The sequence below is a fragment of the Pseudomonas sp. LBUM1657 genome (assembly GCF_059716075.1).
Genome location: NZ_CP166799.1, coordinates 5,825,164 through 5,839,095, shown reverse-complemented (window position 1 = coordinate 5,839,095; position 13,932 = coordinate 5,825,164). Strand labels below are relative to the sequence as shown.

At 54.3% G+C, this 13,932-nt stretch carries 28 protein-coding genes; all 28 read left to right on the top strand.

The window, feature by feature from the left end:
* Positions 1 to 19: 19 nt before the first annotated feature.
* The 28 genes from rpsJ to rplQ all read left to right on the top strand — a co-directional run bounded on the left by rpsJ (position 20) and on the right by rplQ (position 13,722).
* On the top strand, positions 20 to 331 hold the full coding sequence (gene rpsJ / locus ACA055_RS27040; protein ID WP_003186070.1) for a 30S ribosomal protein S10: 312 nt from the start codon (positions 20 to 22) through the stop codon (positions 329 to 331).
* Positions 332 to 411: 80 nt separating this feature from the next.
* Positions 412 to 1,047 carry a 50S ribosomal protein L3 gene (gene rplC / locus ACA055_RS27035; RefSeq protein WP_003186059.1) on the top strand — a complete coding sequence of 212 codons (636 nt, stop codon included), beginning with the start codon at positions 412 to 414 and terminating at the stop codon, positions 1,045 to 1,047.
* A 12-nt stretch (positions 1,048 to 1,059) separates the two neighbouring features.
* Positions 1,060 to 1,662: a 50S ribosomal protein L4 gene (gene rplD, locus ACA055_RS27030; protein ID WP_007896707.1), complete on the top strand. Its 603-nt coding sequence runs from the start codon at positions 1,060 to 1,062 to the stop codon at positions 1,660 to 1,662.
* Positions 1,659 to 1,958 carry a 50S ribosomal protein L23 gene (rplW, locus tag ACA055_RS27025; RefSeq protein WP_002555488.1) on the top strand — a complete coding sequence of 100 codons (300 nt, stop codon included), beginning with the start codon at positions 1,659 to 1,661 and terminating at the stop codon, positions 1,956 to 1,958. The genes rplD and rplW overlap by 4 nt, the downstream gene beginning before the upstream one ends.
* A 14-nt stretch (positions 1,959 to 1,972) precedes the next feature.
* Complete coding sequence (gene rplB, locus ACA055_RS27020; protein WP_003176423.1) at positions 1,973 to 2,797, top strand: 50S ribosomal protein L2; 825 nt, start codon at positions 1,973 to 1,975, stop codon at positions 2,795 to 2,797.
* 16 nt (positions 2,798 to 2,813) lie between these two features.
* Positions 2,814 to 3,089, top strand: a complete 276-nt coding sequence (gene rpsS / locus ACA055_RS27015; RefSeq protein WP_002555486.1) for a 30S ribosomal protein S19 — start codon at positions 2,814 to 2,816, stop codon at positions 3,087 to 3,089.
* 13 nt (positions 3,090 to 3,102) lie between these two features.
* A complete protein-coding gene (rplV, locus tag ACA055_RS27010) occupies positions 3,103 to 3,435 on the top strand; it encodes a 50S ribosomal protein L22 (RefSeq protein ID WP_003103908.1) in 333 nt (110 codons plus the stop codon).
* Positions 3,436 to 3,448: 13 nt separating this feature from the next.
* Positions 3,449 to 4,135 (top strand): 30S ribosomal protein S3, encoded by a 687-nt coding sequence (rpsC, locus tag ACA055_RS27005; protein WP_003176422.1) that lies wholly within the window; start codon positions 3,449 to 3,451, stop codon positions 4,133 to 4,135.
* 12 nt (positions 4,136 to 4,147) lie between these two features.
* A complete protein-coding gene (rplP, locus tag ACA055_RS27000) occupies positions 4,148 to 4,561 on the top strand; it encodes a 50S ribosomal protein L16 (protein WP_008145497.1) in 414 nt (137 codons plus the stop codon).
* Positions 4,561 to 4,752, top strand: a complete 192-nt coding sequence (gene rpmC, locus ACA055_RS26995) for a 50S ribosomal protein L29 (RefSeq protein WP_008030901.1) — start codon at positions 4,561 to 4,563, stop codon at positions 4,750 to 4,752. The genes rplP and rpmC overlap by 1 nt, the downstream gene beginning before the upstream one ends.
* Positions 4,753 to 4,754: 2 nt before the next feature.
* Entirely contained in the window at positions 4,755 to 5,021 is a 267-nt protein-coding gene (rpsQ, locus tag ACA055_RS26990; RefSeq protein WP_003176419.1) for a 30S ribosomal protein S17, read from the top strand.
* Between the two features lie 23 nt (positions 5,022 to 5,044).
* Entirely contained in the window at positions 5,045 to 5,413 is a 369-nt protein-coding gene (rplN, locus tag ACA055_RS26985) for a 50S ribosomal protein L14 (RefSeq protein ID WP_002555479.1), read from the top strand.
* 11 nt (positions 5,414 to 5,424) lie between these two features.
* Entirely contained in the window at positions 5,425 to 5,739 is a 315-nt protein-coding gene (rplX, locus tag ACA055_RS26980) for a 50S ribosomal protein L24 (RefSeq protein ID WP_033059465.1), read from the top strand.
* A gap of 20 nt (positions 5,740 to 5,759) precedes the next feature.
* Positions 5,760 to 6,299 carry a 50S ribosomal protein L5 gene (gene rplE / locus ACA055_RS26975; RefSeq protein WP_003176415.1) on the top strand — a complete coding sequence of 180 codons (540 nt, stop codon included), beginning with the start codon at positions 5,760 to 5,762 and terminating at the stop codon, positions 6,297 to 6,299.
* 13 nt (positions 6,300 to 6,312) lie between these two features.
* Positions 6,313 to 6,618, top strand: a complete 306-nt coding sequence (rpsN, locus tag ACA055_RS26970; protein ID WP_003176414.1) for a 30S ribosomal protein S14 — start codon at positions 6,313 to 6,315, stop codon at positions 6,616 to 6,618.
* A 208-nt stretch (positions 6,619 to 6,826) separates the two neighbouring features.
* A complete protein-coding gene (gene rpsH, locus ACA055_RS26965; RefSeq protein ID WP_003186040.1) occupies positions 6,827 to 7,219 on the top strand; it encodes a 30S ribosomal protein S8 in 393 nt (130 codons plus the stop codon).
* A gap of 12 nt (positions 7,220 to 7,231) precedes the next feature.
* Positions 7,232 to 7,765 (top strand): 50S ribosomal protein L6, encoded by a 534-nt coding sequence (rplF, locus tag ACA055_RS26960; protein WP_007896774.1) that lies wholly within the window; start codon positions 7,232 to 7,234, stop codon positions 7,763 to 7,765.
* A gap of 10 nt (positions 7,766 to 7,775) precedes the next feature.
* Positions 7,776 to 8,126: a 50S ribosomal protein L18 gene (gene rplR, locus ACA055_RS26955; RefSeq protein ID WP_003186037.1), complete on the top strand. Its 351-nt coding sequence runs from the start codon at positions 7,776 to 7,778 to the stop codon at positions 8,124 to 8,126.
* A 3-nt stretch (positions 8,127 to 8,129) separates the two neighbouring features.
* Positions 8,130 to 8,630: a 30S ribosomal protein S5 gene (gene rpsE / locus ACA055_RS26950; RefSeq protein WP_007943782.1), complete on the top strand. Its 501-nt coding sequence runs from the start codon at positions 8,130 to 8,132 to the stop codon at positions 8,628 to 8,630.
* Between the two features lie 2 nt (positions 8,631 to 8,632).
* Positions 8,633 to 8,809 carry a 50S ribosomal protein L30 gene (gene rpmD, locus ACA055_RS26945; RefSeq protein WP_003186033.1) on the top strand — a complete coding sequence of 59 codons (177 nt, stop codon included), beginning with the start codon at positions 8,633 to 8,635 and terminating at the stop codon, positions 8,807 to 8,809.
* 3 nt (positions 8,810 to 8,812) lie between these two features.
* Complete coding sequence (gene rplO / locus ACA055_RS26940; protein WP_007896782.1) at positions 8,813 to 9,250, top strand: 50S ribosomal protein L15; 438 nt, start codon at positions 8,813 to 8,815, stop codon at positions 9,248 to 9,250.
* On the top strand, positions 9,251 to 10,579 hold the full coding sequence (gene secY / locus ACA055_RS26935) for a preprotein translocase subunit SecY (RefSeq protein ID WP_007896784.1): 1,329 nt from the start codon (positions 9,251 to 9,253) through the stop codon (positions 10,577 to 10,579).
* A 27-nt stretch (positions 10,580 to 10,606) separates the two neighbouring features.
* Positions 10,607 to 10,723: a 50S ribosomal protein L36 gene (gene rpmJ, locus ACA055_RS26930; protein ID WP_002555468.1), complete on the top strand. Its 117-nt coding sequence runs from the start codon at positions 10,607 to 10,609 to the stop codon at positions 10,721 to 10,723.
* 130 nt (positions 10,724 to 10,853) lie between these two features.
* On the top strand, positions 10,854 to 11,210 hold the full coding sequence (rpsM, locus tag ACA055_RS26925) for a 30S ribosomal protein S13 (RefSeq protein ID WP_003186020.1): 357 nt from the start codon (positions 10,854 to 10,856) through the stop codon (positions 11,208 to 11,210).
* A gap of 30 nt (positions 11,211 to 11,240) precedes the next feature.
* Positions 11,241 to 11,630: a 30S ribosomal protein S11 gene (gene rpsK / locus ACA055_RS26920; protein WP_002555466.1), complete on the top strand. Its 390-nt coding sequence runs from the start codon at positions 11,241 to 11,243 to the stop codon at positions 11,628 to 11,630.
* An 18-nt stretch (positions 11,631 to 11,648) separates the two neighbouring features.
* A complete protein-coding gene (gene rpsD / locus ACA055_RS26915) occupies positions 11,649 to 12,269 on the top strand; it encodes a 30S ribosomal protein S4 (RefSeq protein WP_003210056.1) in 621 nt (206 codons plus the stop codon).
* A gap of 22 nt (positions 12,270 to 12,291) precedes the next feature.
* Positions 12,292 to 13,293 (top strand): DNA-directed RNA polymerase subunit alpha, encoded by a 1,002-nt coding sequence (locus ACA055_RS26910; RefSeq protein WP_003186012.1) that lies wholly within the window; start codon positions 12,292 to 12,294, stop codon positions 13,291 to 13,293.
* A 42-nt stretch (positions 13,294 to 13,335) separates the two neighbouring features.
* Positions 13,336 to 13,722, top strand: coding sequence for a 50S ribosomal protein L17 (gene rplQ / locus ACA055_RS26905; RefSeq protein WP_008145500.1), 387 nt, complete (start codon positions 13,336 to 13,338; stop codon positions 13,720 to 13,722).
* The last annotated feature ends 210 nt before the right edge of the window (positions 13,723 to 13,932 follow it).

The following is a 13,932-nucleotide window of genomic DNA, read 5'->3' as shown; positions in this document are numbered from 1 at the left end:
AGCCGGAGTCTGAAATCCAATGCAAAATCAGCAAATCCGTATCAGGTTGAAGGCTTTTGACCATCGCCTGATCGACCAATCCACCCAGGAAATCGTGGAAACCGCGAAACGTACTGGTGCTCAAGTGCGTGGTCCAATTCCACTGCCTACCCGTAAAGAGCGGTTCACCGTTCTGGTCTCCCCGCACGTCAACAAAGACGCGCGTGACCAGTACGAGATCCGTACTCATAAGCGCGTTCTGGACATCGTCCAGCCAACGGATAAAACCGTTGATGCTCTTATGAAGCTTGATCTTGCGGCCGGTGTGGAAGTGCAGATCAGCCTCGGCTAAGACTCGGTCTTAGTCGTGTAACGCTCTGAAATGGGCGGCCATAGCGGGTGAAAGCCCCGTACACTCATGAGGTTTACAACATGACTATTGGTGTAGTCGGTCGTAAATGCGGTATGACCCGTATTTTCACCGAAGAAGGTGTCTCCATTCCGGTCACGGTCATTGAGATCGAACCGAATCGCGTCACCCAGTTCAAAACTGAAGAGACCGATGGCTATCGTGCAGTGCAAGTCACTGTAGGCGAGCGTCGTGCTTCGCGTGTTACAGCTGCTCAGGCTGGCCACTTCGCTAAAGCGAACGTTGCCGCTGGTCGTACCGTAATGGAATTCCGCCTTGAAGAAGGCGAGTACCAGGCCGGCGATCTGATCAACGCTGAAATCTTCGCCGCTGGTCAACTGGTTGATGTAACCGGTCAGTCCAAGGGTAAAGGCTTCCAGGGTACGATCAAGCGTTGGAACTTCCGCGGGCAAGATAATACCCACGGTAACTCCGTGTCCCACCGCGTTCCAGGCTCTATCGGCCAGTGCCAGACTCCTGGTCGTGTATTCAAGGGCAAAAAAATGTCCGGTCATATGGGCGCTGAGCGCGTGACCGTGCAGTCCCTCGAAGTAGTGCGCGTGGACGCTGAACGCAATCTGTTGTTGGTCAAGGGCGCTGTTCCTGGCGCTACTGGCGGCAACTTGGTTGTACGTCCAGCAGCCAAGGCTCGCGGTTAAGGGGAAGCTGACATGCAATTAAATGTAAATGACGCTCAAGCGATCGAAGTTTCCGAACTGACATTTGGCGGCGAATTCAACGAGACGCTCGTTCACCAAGCAGTCGTGGCCTACATGGCCGGCGGCCGTCAAGGTAGCAAGCAGCAAAAGACCCGTTCCGACGTTCGTGGTGGCGGTAAGCGCCCATGGCGTCAGAAAGGTACTGGCCGTGCTCGTGCCGGTACTATCCGTAGCCCAATCTGGCGTGGCGGCGGTACCACTTTCGCAGCTCGTCCTCAGGATCACACCCAGAAGCTGAACAAGAAGATGTATCGCGCAGCAATGCGTTCCATCCTTGCTGAGCTGGTGCGTACTGATCGTCTGGTTGTGGTTCAGGACTTCGCTGTTGATGCACCGAAGACCAAAGATCTGCTGAACAAACTGACCGGCATGGGCCTGACTGACGTCTTGATCGTGTCTGAAGTAGTTGATCAGAACCTGTACCTGGCTGCTCGTAACCTGCCACACGTTGATGTACGTGACGTGCAAGGTTCCGATCCAGTTAGTCTGATCGCATACGACAAGGTGTTGATCACCGTGTCGGCCGTGAAGAAATTCGAGGAGCTGCTGGGATGAACCAGGAACGCGTATTTAAAGTTCTGCTTGGCCCGCACGTTTCCGAGAAGGCTACGGTTCTGGCTGACAAGAAAGGCCAGTTCGTTTTCAAGGTTGCAACTGACGCAACCAAGCTGGAAATCAAGAAGGCCGTCGAAAGCCTGTTCAGCGTGAAAGTAGAGCGTGTTACTACCCTGAATGTTCTGGGTAAGAGCAAGCGCACTGCTCGCGGTCTGGGCAAGCGTAATGACTGGAAGAAGGCAGTTATCTCCCTTCAGCCAGGCCAAGATCTCGATTTCAGCAGCAGTGCTGAGTAAGGAAGGGGTGCATCATGGCAATCGTTAAATGCAAACCGACTTCCCCTGGCCGCCGTTTTGTGGTCAAGGTGGTCAACCAGGAGCTGCATAAAGGCGCTCCTCACGCACCGCTGCTCGAGAAAAAATCGAAGACTGGTGGTCGTAACAACAATGGTCGTATTACCACTCGTCACATCGGTGGTGGCCATAAGCAGCATTATCGTCTGGTCGATTTCCGTCGCAACGACAAAGATGGCATCTCTGCCACTGTCGAGCGTATTGAATACGATCCAAACCGTACTGCTCACATCGCTCTGCTGCTGTACGCAGATGGCGAGCGTCGCTACATCATCGCCCCTAAAGGCGTGAGTGCTGGCGACCAGCTGATCGCAGGTGCTCTGGCACCGATCAAGCCGGGCAACGCTCTGCAACTGCGTAACATTCCAGTTGGTAGCACCGTACACGGCATCGAATTGAAGCCAGGTAAAGGCGCGCAAATCGCTCGTTCCGCTGGTGCTTCGGCTCAGCTGATCGCTCGTGAAGGTGTCTACGTGACCCTGCGTCTGCGTTCTGGTGAGATGCGTAAAGTGCTGGCTGAATGCCGCGCGACCCTGGGTGAAGTCTCGAACTCCGAGCACAGCCTGCGTTCGCTGGGTAAAGCTGGTGCCAAACGCTGGCGTGGCGTTCGCCCAACCGTTCGTGGTGTTGCCATGAACCCGGTTGACCACCCACATGGTGGTGGTGAAGGTCGTACCTCTGGTGGTCGTCATCCGGTATCGCCATGGGGCTTCCCGACTAAGGGCGCGAAGACTCGTGGTAATAAGCGTACCGACAAAATGATCGTCCGTCGTCGCAAGTAAATAGAGGGATACGACAGTGCCACGTTCTCTGAAAAAAGGTCCTTTTATTGATCTTCACCTACTGAAGAAGATCGAAGTGGCGGCGGAAAAGAACGATCGCAAACCAGTTAAAACCTGGTCGCGTCGTTCGATGATCCTGCCACAAATGGTCGGTTTGACCATTGCAGTGCATAACGGTCGTCAACATGTTCCAGTTCTCGTGAACGAAGACATGGTCGGCCACAAACTGGGCGAGTTTGCCGGTACCCGCACATATCGTGGGCACGTGGCAGACAAGAAAGCCAAGCGTTAAGGGGTAAGGAACGATGGAAGTAGCCGCTAAGTTGTCGGGCGCTCGAATCTCCGCCCAGAAAGCCCGCTTGGTCGCCGACCAGATCCGCGGGAAGAAGGTGGGCGAAGCGCTCAACCTGTTGGCTTTCAGCAGTAAGAAAGCCGCCGAGATCATGAAGAAAGTGCTGGAGTCGGCCGTAGCCAACGCCGAGCATAACGAAGGCGCAGACGTTGATGACCTTAAAGTCAGCACCGTTTTCGTCAACGAAGGGCGTTCGCTGAAGCGAATCATGCCACGTGCCAAAGGCCGTGCTGATCGCATCGTCAAGCGGTCTTGCCATATCACTGTCAAGGTTGCTGACAAGTAACGGAGTCGAAGAGATGGGTCAGAAAGTACATCCCATTGGCATTCGCCTGGGAATCGTCAAGGAGCACACCTCCGTCTGGTACGCAGACGGTCGGACTTATGCGGACTATTTGTTCGCTGATCTGAAGGTGCGTGAGTATCTCCAAGACAAACTAAAAAGCGCGTCCGTAAGCCGTATCGATATCCATCGTCCGGCTCAGACTGCACGTATCACCATCCACACCGCTCGTCCAGGTATTGTTATCGGGAAGAAAGGTGAAGATGTTGAGAAACTGCGTCAGGACCTGACCAAACAAATGGGTGTGCCTGTGCACATCAATATCGAAGAAATCCGCAAGCCGGAACTCGACGGTATGTTGGTTGCGCAGAGCGTAGCTCAGCAGCTGGAGCGTCGCGTAATGTTCCGTCGCGCTATGAAGCGCGCTGTACAGAACGCCATGCGCATTGGTGCCAAAGGCATCAAAATCCAAGTGAGCGGTCGTCTCGGCGGTGCTGAAATCGCACGTACTGAATGGTATCGCGAAGGTCGTGTGCCACTGCACACCCTGCGTGCCGACATCGACTATGCCAACTACGAAGCTCACACCACTTACGGTGTGATCGGTGTAAAGGTTTGGATCTTCAAAGGCGAAGTAATTGGTGGTCGCCAAGAAGAACTGAAACCACAAGCACCAGCGCCTCGTAAAAAAGCTGCTAAGTAAGGGGTACGCCAAATGTTGCAACCAAAGCGTACGAAGTTCCGCAAGCAGATGACAGGCCACAACCGTGGTCTGGCACAGCGCGGTAGCAAAGTCAGCTTCGGCGAGTTCGCGCTGAAGTCTGTAGCTCGTGGTCGTCTCACCGCTCGTCAGATCGAGTCAGCGCGTCGTGCTCTGACCCGTCACGTTAAACGTGGCGGCAAGATCTGGATCCGTGTATTCCCGGACAAGCCTATTTCCAAAAAGCCACTCGAAGTTCGGATGGGTAAAGGTAAGGGTAGTGTGGAGTACTGGGTTGCCCAGATTCAGCCAGGCAAAGTCCTGTATGAAATCGAGGGTGTTACTGAAGAGCTGGCGCGTGAGGCTTTTGCCTTGGCTGCTGCAAAGCTGCCGCTCGCCACTGCCTTCGTTAAACGGACGGTGATGTGATGAAAGCGAACGAACTTCGTGAAAAAGACGCGCCGCAGCTTAACGAGCAACTGCTCGGCCTGCTGCGCGACCAGTTCAATCTGCGCATGCAGAAAGCAACTGGCCAGTTGGGGCAGTCTCACCTGCTCCGGCAAGTTAAGCGTGACATCGCTCGCGTGAAGACTGTGCTCAAACAGCAGGCAGGTAAGTAATCATGGCTGAAGCCGAAAAAACCGTCCGTACGCTGACTGGCCGTGTTGTCAGCGACAAAATGGACAAGACCATCACCGTTCTGATCGAGCGTCGCGTTAAGCACCCGATCTACGGTAAATACGTTAAGCGTTCGACTAAGCTGCACGCGCACGACGAAACCAATCAGTGCCACATCGGCGACAAAGTCACTATTCGTGAAACTCGTCCGCTGGCCAAGACCAAGTCTTGGGCACTGGTTGATGTTCTCGAACGCGCTGTGGAAGTCTAAGGACTAGGGGTCGGAGAAATTATATGATTCAGACTCAATCCATGCTCGATGTGGCCGATAACAGCGGCGCTCGCCGTGTTATGTGCATCAAGGTGCTGGGTGGCTCCCATCGTCGTTACGCTGGTATCGGTGACATCATCAAAGTTACCGTCAAGGAAGCAATTCCTCGCGGTAAAGTGAAAAAAGGCCAAGTGATGACTGCTGTTGTAGTCCGCACCCGTCACGGCGTACGCCGTGCTGATGGCTCCATTATCCGCTTTGATGGCAACGCTGCTGTTCTTCTGAACAACAAGCAAGAGCCGATCGGCACCCGTATCTTTGGGCCAGTGACCCGTGAACTTCGTACTGAGAAGTTCATGAAGATCGTCTCGCTCGCCCCAGAAGTGCTGTAAGGAGATCCGACATGCAAAAGATTCGTCGTGACGACGAGATCATCGTGATCGCCGGCAAAGACAAAGGTAAGCGCGGTAAGGTGCTTAAGGTTCTCGCTGACGACCGTCTGGTCGTTGGTGGTCTGAACCTGGTTAAGCGTCATACCAAGCCTAACCCCGCGTCGGGCGTACAAGGCGGTATCGTCGAGAAAGAAGCGCCACTGCACGCTTCCAACGTTGCCATTTTCAACGGCGAAACCAACAAGGCTGATCGCGTTGGTTTCAAAGTAGAAGACGGCAAGAAAATTCGTGTCTTCAAGTCGACCCAAAAAGCGGTTGATGCTTGAACACTGCTAGGTAGAAGACCATGGCACGACTAAAAGAGATTTACTGGAAGGAAATCGCACCGAAGCTTAAGGAAGAACTTAAGCTTTCGAACGTGATGGAAGTTCCACGCGTTACAAAAATCACCCTGAACATGGGTCTGGGCGAAGCGGTCGGTGACAAAAAAGTCATCGAGCACGCTGTTGCCGACCTGGAAAAGATCACCGGCCAGAAAGTCGTTGTGACCTACGCTCGGAAATCCATCGCTGGCTTTAAAGTCCGTGAAGGTTGGCCGATCGGCGTCAAAGTGACCCTGCGCCGTGAGCGTATGTACGAGTTCCTGGATCGTCTGCTGTCGATCTCCCTGCCTCGGGTTCGCGACTTCCGCGGCCTGAATGCCAAGTCCTTCGATGGTCGTGGTAACTACAGCATGGGCGTTAAAGAGCAGATCATCTTCCCGGAAATCGACTACGACAAGATCGATGCTCTCCGCGGTCTGGACATTACCCTGACCACCACTGCCAAGAACGATGATGAAGGTCGCGCCCTGTTGCGTGCTTTCAAATTCCCGTTCCGCAACTGATTGGAGTAGGAAAATGGCCAAGATGAGCATGAAAAACCGCGAGCTGAAGCGTCAGCTCACGGTTGCCAAGTACGCCAAAAAGCGTGCAGCACTGAAAGCTATCATCGTTGATCTGAACGCAAGTCCAGAAGCACGTTGGGAAGCTACAGTAGCTCTGCAGAAGCAGCCACGTGACGCAAGCGCCTCGCGCATGCGTAACCGCTGCCGCCTGACCGGTCGTCCACACGGCGTTTACCGCAAGTTCGGCCTTGGCCGTAACAAACTGCGTGAAGCTGCAATGCGTGGTGACGTACCAGGTCTGGTTAAAGCTAGCTGGTAAGTACTTTCGAAGTCTCGGCGGTCAGAATCGCAAGATACTGACCGCCGGTGGCCTTGAATCTGGAACAAGCCCCTATTGGGGCTTGTTTCATTTCCGGAGTATGTCTAAAATACGCGGCTCGCCTGAGCCCGTGTGTTTTATGCCCGGAGATTCTCGGTGACATATGTAGCCGCAAGGCTAATTTTTTTGTATTAGGAGCGTCTAGCCCATGAGTATGCAGGACCCGTTAGCGGACATGCTAACTCGTATCCGTAATGCCCAGATGGCTGAAAAGTCCGTCGTAAGCATGCCATCTTCCACGTTGAAGGTAGCTGTTGCCAAAGTCCTGAAAGACGAAGGCTACATTGCGGGTTATCAGATCAGCAGCGAAATCAAACCACTGCTGTCCATCGAGCTGAAGTACTTCGAAGGCCGTCCGGTCATCGAGGAAGTGAAGCGCGTTAGCCGTCCAGGCCTGCGTCAGTACAAGTCCGTCGATGATCTGCCAAAAGTTCGTGGCGGTCTCGGTGTGTCTATCGTCTCCACCAACAAAGGTGTGATGACGGATCGTGCTGCGCGCGCTGCCGGTGTCGGCGGCGAAGTTCTTTGCACTGTGTTCTAAGGGGGGATAAGCATGTCACGCGTCGCTAAGAACCCCGTTAAGCTGCCAGCCGGTGTCGAAGTAAAATTCGCAGGCCAACAGCTTTCGGTGAAGGGTGCCAAGGGCACTCTCGAACTGAACATCCATTCGTCCGTTGAGATTGTTGAAGAAGCTGGTGAGCTGCGTTTCGCTGCTCGCAATGGCGATCAACAAACTCGCGCAATGGCTGGTACCACTCGTGCGTTGGTAAACAACATGGTCCAAGGCGTAAGCCAAGGCTTCGAGCGCAAGCTCCAGCTGGTCGGTGTTGGTTACAAAGCGCAAGCAAAAGGCACAGTGCTGAACCTGGCTCTTGGCTTCTCGCACCCAGTGGATTATGAACTGCCGGAAGGCATCACCGCTGAGACTCCTAGCCAAACCGACATCCTGATTCGGGGTATCGATAAGCAGCTGGTAGGTCAAGTGGCCGCCGAGATCCGCGACTTCCGTCCACCAGAGCCGTACAAAGGCAAAGGTGTGCGCTACGCGGACGAAGTCGTCCGTCGTAAAGAAGCCAAGAAGAAGTAGGGCATAGCAAATGACCGACAAAAAAGTTACTCGACTGCGTCGCGCTCGCAAAGCACGCCTGAAAATGCACGAACTCGAAGTCGTGCGTCTCTGCGTGTTCCGCTCGTCGCAGCACATCTACGCCCAGGTCATTTCGGCCGACGGCAACAAAGTCCTGGCATCTGCCTCGACTTTGGATAAAGAACTGCGTGATGGCGCCACTGGCAACATCGACGCGGCCACTAAGGTTGGCCAGCTGGTCGCTACGCGTGCTAAAGCCGCTGGCGTCTCGCAGGTGGCTTTCGACCGCTCTGGCTTCAAGTACCACGGCCGCGTCAAGGCGCTGGCTGATGCTGCTCGTGAAGCTGGGCTGGAGTTCTAAGTTATGTCAAATAACGACCAAAAGCGCGACGAAGGCTACATCGAGAAGCTGGTTCAAGTTAACCGTGTAGCCAAAACCGTTAAAGGCGGCCGTATCTTCACTTTCACCGCGTTGACCGTGGTTGGTGATGGTAAAGGGCGTGTTGGCTTCGGCCGTGGCAAGTCGCGTGAAGTGCCTGCTGCGATCCAGAAGGCAATGGAAGCTGCTCGCCGCAACATGATCCAAGTTGATCTGAACGGCACTACTCTGCAGTACGCAATGAAGTCCGGTCACGGTGCTTCGAAGGTGTACATGCAGCCTGCTTCTGAAGGTACCGGTATCATCGCTGGCGGCGCTATGCGTGCTGTCCTCGAAGTTGCTGGCGTTCAGAACGTTCTGGCCAAGTGCTACGGCTCGACTAACCCGGTAAACGTGGTTCACGCCACTTTCAAAGGTTTGAAAGCTATGCAGTCTCCTGAATCCATTGCCGCCAAGCGTGGCAAAAGCGTCAAGGAGATCTTCTGATCATGGCTACCGTAAAAGTTACGCTGATCAAAAGCATGACCGGCCGCATCCCTAACCACAAATTGTGCGTTAAGGGTCTGGGTCTGCGTCGCATCGGTCACACTGTAGAAGTACTTGATACTCCCGAGAATCGCGGGATGATCAACAAGGCTTACTACATGCTGCGTGTCGAGGGTTAATCGATGAAACTCAATGATCTGAGTCCAGCGCCGGGTTCCCGTCGCGAAAAGCATCGTCCGGGCCGTGGTATCGGTAGTGGTTTGGGCAAGACCGGTGGCCGTGGCCACAAAGGTCAGTCCTCCCGCTCCGGTGGCACCATTGCTCCAGGCTTTGAAGGCGGTCAACAGCCGCTGCATCGTCGCCTGCCGAAATTCGGTTTCGTTTCCCTGAAAGCCATGGATCGCGCAGAAGTGCGTTTGTCCGAACTGGCTAAAGTGGAAGGCGACATCGTCACCGTGCAGTCCCTGAAAGATGCCAACGTGATCAACGTCAACGTTCAGCGTGTGAAAATCATGCTGTCCGGCGAAGTTACTCGCGCTGTCACCATCGGAAAGGGAATCGGCGCCACCAAAGGTGCGCGTGCGGCTATCGAAGCAGCTGGCGGCAAGTTCGAGGAATAAATGGCTAAGCAAGGTGCTCTCTCTGCGCTCGGCAAAGGCGGTATGTCTGAACTCTGGGCTCGTCTGCGTTTTCTGTTCCTGGCGATTATCGTCTACCGAATAGGCGCACACATCCCGGTTCCAGGTATCAACCCGGACCGACTCGCGGACCTGTTTCGACAGAATGAGGGGACCATTCTTAGCTTGTTCAACATGTTTTCCGGCGGCGCGCTGGAACGGATGAGCATCTTTGCACTGGGGATCATGCCGTACATTTCGGCATCGATCATCATGCAGCTGATGACCGCCGTCAGCCCGCAGCTGGAGCAGTTGAAGAAGGAAGGTGAAGCTGGGCGTCGCAAGATCGCTCAGTACACCCGCTACGGCACCGTCGTCCTCGCTCTCGTTCAGGCAATTGGCATGTCCATTGGTCTGGCAGGGCAGGGCGTTGCGTTCACTGGTGACTTTGGCTTCCATTTCGTCGCGGTATCCACTTTTGTGGCTGGTGCGATGTTCATGATGTGGCTGGGTGAGCAGATTACTGAGCGTGGTGTTGGCAACGGTATCTCGATGTTGATTTTCGCAGGTATCGTCGCCGGTCTTCCGAGAGCGATCGGGCAGTCTTTCGAGTCTGCGCGTCAGGGGGATATCAACATCTTCGCCCTGGTTGCCATCGGTTTGCTGGCAGTAGCGATTATCGGTTTTGTGGTGTTCATTGAGCGTGGTCAGCGTCGTATTGCTGTTCATTACGCCAAGCGTCAGCAGGGCCGCAAGGTCTTCGCTGCGCAGACTAGCCACTTGCCGCTGAAGGTGAACATGGCCGGTGTTATTCCGGCCATTTTCGCGAGCAGCATTTTGCTGTTCCCGGCTTCGTTGGGTACCTGGTTTGGTCAGTCTGAAGGTATGGGCTGGCTGCAGGACATCTCGCAGTCGATCGCTCCTGGTCAGCCGTTGAATATTCTGCTGTTTAGTGCAGGGATTATTTTCTTCTGCTTCTTCTATACGGCGTTGATGTTCAATCCGAAAGACGTAGCGGAAAACCTGAAGAAGTCCGGTGCCTTTATTCCGGGCATCCGTCCAGGTGAGCAGTCTGCGCGCTACATTGATGGCGTTCTGACTCGTTTGACCCTGTTCGGTGCTCTATATATGACGGCCGTGTGCCTGCTGCCCCAGTTCCTGGTGGTTGCAGCAAACGTTCCGTTCTACCTTGGCGGGACCTCGTTGCTGATCGTCGTCGTGGTTGTGATGGACTTCATGTCCCAAGTACAATCGCACCTCGTTTCGCACCAGTACGAATCCCTGATGAAGAAAGCCAACCTGAAGGGTTACGGCAGCGGCATGTTGCGCTGAGTACCCATAAGGTTCGAGGAGTTGGTGATGAAAGTTCGTGCATCGGTGAAAAAGCTGTGCCGTAACTGCAAGATTATTCGCCGCGAAGGTGTTGTTCGAGTAATTTGCAGCGCGGAACCGCGTCACAAACAGCGCCAAGGCTGAGTGTGATTGTGCTTCAAGCCCGGTAGCTAGTGCGCTACCGGGTTGATTATTTGTTATTACAGCGATATTATCTCGCGCCCTATTTCTTGGCTTCCGGGGCGTAGGTAGCTGTCAATTGGAGTCCCACTGAATGGCCCGTATTGCAGGCGTTAACATTCCAGATAACAAGCATACTGTTATCTCGCTGACCTACATCTATGGTGTTGGTCGCACTACTGCACAGAAGATCTGTGCAGTGACTGGGGTAAACCCAGCCGCAAAGATCAAAGATCTGAGCGACGAGCAGATTGAACAGCTGCGTGGCGAAGTGGCGAAGTTCACCACTGAAGGTGACCTGCGTCGCGAAATCAACATGAAAATCAAGCGTTTGATGGACCTCGGTTGCTATCGCGGTCTGCGTCATCGTCGTGGTCTTCCAGTGCGCGGTCAGCGTACCAAGACTAACGCGCGTACCCGTAAAGGTCCGCGTAAGCCGATCCGCAAGTAATCGCCCCAGCGAATCGACAGGAAATTAATCATGGCTAAACCTGCTGCTCGTCCTCGTAAAAAAGTCAAAAAGACAGTGGTTGATGGCATCGCCCACATCCACGCGTCTTTTAACAACACAATCGTGACCATCACCGACCGTCAAGGTAACGCTCTTTCCTGGGCTACCTCCGGTGGTTCGGGTTTCCGCGGTTCCCGCAAGTCCACCCCGTTTGCTGCTCAAGTAGCTGCTGAACGTGCTGGTCAAGCTGCGCTGGAATACGGCCTGAAAAACCTCGACGTCAACGTCAAAGGTCCAGGCCCAGGTCGTGAATCTGCAGTCCGCGCTTTGAACGGCTGTGGCTACAAGATCGCCAGCATCACCGACGTGACGCCAATCCCGCACAACGGGTGCCGTCCGCCGAAGAAGCGCCGCGTGTAATCCAGGAGATTGTAAAGAATGGCTCGTTACATTGGTCCAAAATGCAAACTCGCTCGTCGCGAAGGCACCGATCTCTTCTTGAAGAGCGGCGTGCGCGCGATCGAATCGAAGTGCAACATTGAAGCAGCACCTGGTATCCACGGCCAACGCCGCGGTCGCCAGTCCGATTACGGCACCCAACTGCGTGAAAAGCAGAAGGTCCGTCGTATCTACGGCGTTCTCGAGCGTCAGTTCAGCGGCTACTACAAAGAAGCTGCTGGCAAGAAAGGTGCAACTGGCGAAAACCTGTTGCAACTGCTCGAATGCCGTCTGGACAACGTTGTATACCGTATGGGTTTTGGCTCTACTCGTGCCGAATCCCGTCAGCTGGTATCGCACAAATCCGTAAGCGTTAACGGTCAGACCGTAAACGTGCCGTCGTACCAGGTTCGTGCTGGTGACGTGGTTGCGATTCGCGAGAAAGCAAAGAACCAACTTCGCATTGTCCAAGCTCTCGATCTGTGTGCCCAACGTGGCCGCGTAGAATGGGTAGAAGTAGACACTGAGAAGAAGTCGGGCGTTTTCAAGAACGTTCCAGCTCGCAGTGATCTGTCCGCCGACATCAACGAAAGCCTGATTGTCGAGCTCTACTCCAAGTAAGGGCTAGAAAATAGGTGCATCCATGCAGATTTCGGTAAATGAGTTCCTGACACCCCGCCATATTGATGTGCAGGTTGTCAGTCCAACCCGCGCCAAGATCACTCTCGAGCCTCTCGAGCGTGGTTTTGGCCACACCCTGGGCAACGCGCTGCGCCGCATCCTGTTGTCCTCAATGCCCGGCTGCGCAGTAGTCGAGGCCGAGATTGACGGTGTGCTCCATGAGTACAGCGCCATCGAAGGTGTACAGGAAGACGTAATTGAAATCCTGTTGAACCTTAAAGGTCTGGCTATCAAGCTGCACGGCCGTGACGAAGTTACGCTGACCTTGTCGAAGAAGGGTTCGGGGGTGGTTACCGCTGCCGATATTCAGCTGGATCATGATGTCGAGATCGTTAACCCCGATCACGTAATCGCTAACCTGGCGTCTAACGGCGCCCTGAACATGAAGCTCACCGTAGCTCGTGGTCGTGGTTATGAACCGGCAGACTCGCGTCAGAGCGATGAAGACGAAAGCCGCAGCATCGGTCGCTTGCAGCTTGACTCTTCGTTCAGCCCGGTTCGCCGTATCGCATACGTGGTGGAAAACGCCCGTGTCGAACAGCGTACTAACCTGGACAAGCTGGTTATTGATCTGGAAACCAACGGTACTCTGGATCCTGAAGAGGCTATTCGCCGCGCTGCAACCATTCTGCAACAGCAGTTGGCTGCGTTCGTCGACCTCAAAGGTGACAGTGAGCCAGTGGTTGTCGAGCAGGAAGACGAGATCGATCCGATCCTGCTTCGCCCGGTTGACGATCTGGAACTGACTGTACGTTCGGCTAACTGCCTTAAGGCGGAAAACATCTACTACATCGGTGACCTGATTCAGCGTACCGAAGTAGAGCTGTTGAAGACTCCGAACCTTGGCAAGAAATCCTTGACTGAAATCAAGGACGTTCTGGCCTCCCGCGGTCTGTCCCTCGGCATGCGCCTCGACAACTGGCCGCCTGCAAGTCTTAAGAAGGACGACAAGGCGACTGCCTGATCGTCGTAATCACCGAACGTTGTGTTTGGTAAGGAATGAACCATGCGTCATCGTAAAAGTGGTCGTCACCTGAGCCGCACTAGCTCGCACCGCAAGGCCATGTTTCAAAACATGGCAGTGTCGCTGTTCGAGCACGAGCTGATCAAAACTACACTGCCGAAAGCTAAAGAACTGCGTCGCGTTGCTGAGCCGCTGATCACTTTGGCCAAGACAGACAGCCTGGCTAACCGCCGTCTGGCTTTCGACCGTACTCGTTCGAAAGCTATCGTTGGTAAGCTCTTCAACGACCTGGGCAAGCGTTACGCTACCCGTGAGGGTGGCTACCTGCGCATCCTCAAGTGCGGTTTCCGCACTGGCGACAACGCGCCTATGGCGTACGTCGAGTTGGTTGATCGTCCTGCCGGTGGTGAAGCTGTATCCGCTGAGTAAGACGTCAGTCTGAAACGAAGAACCGGGCCTAGTGCCCGGTTTTTTGTGCCTGTAAAAAAACGCACTGTTTATACAAGCTTCCCTGCGGTTCATGCCGTCATGATGAGAACGGGATTGTTGGTAGTATTTTTCTATTGATCTCCACAAATTAATGAATTTGTAGCCTTCCTGATCAATGGTCAATACTCCGTCCCAAGCCGATTAGCCGGC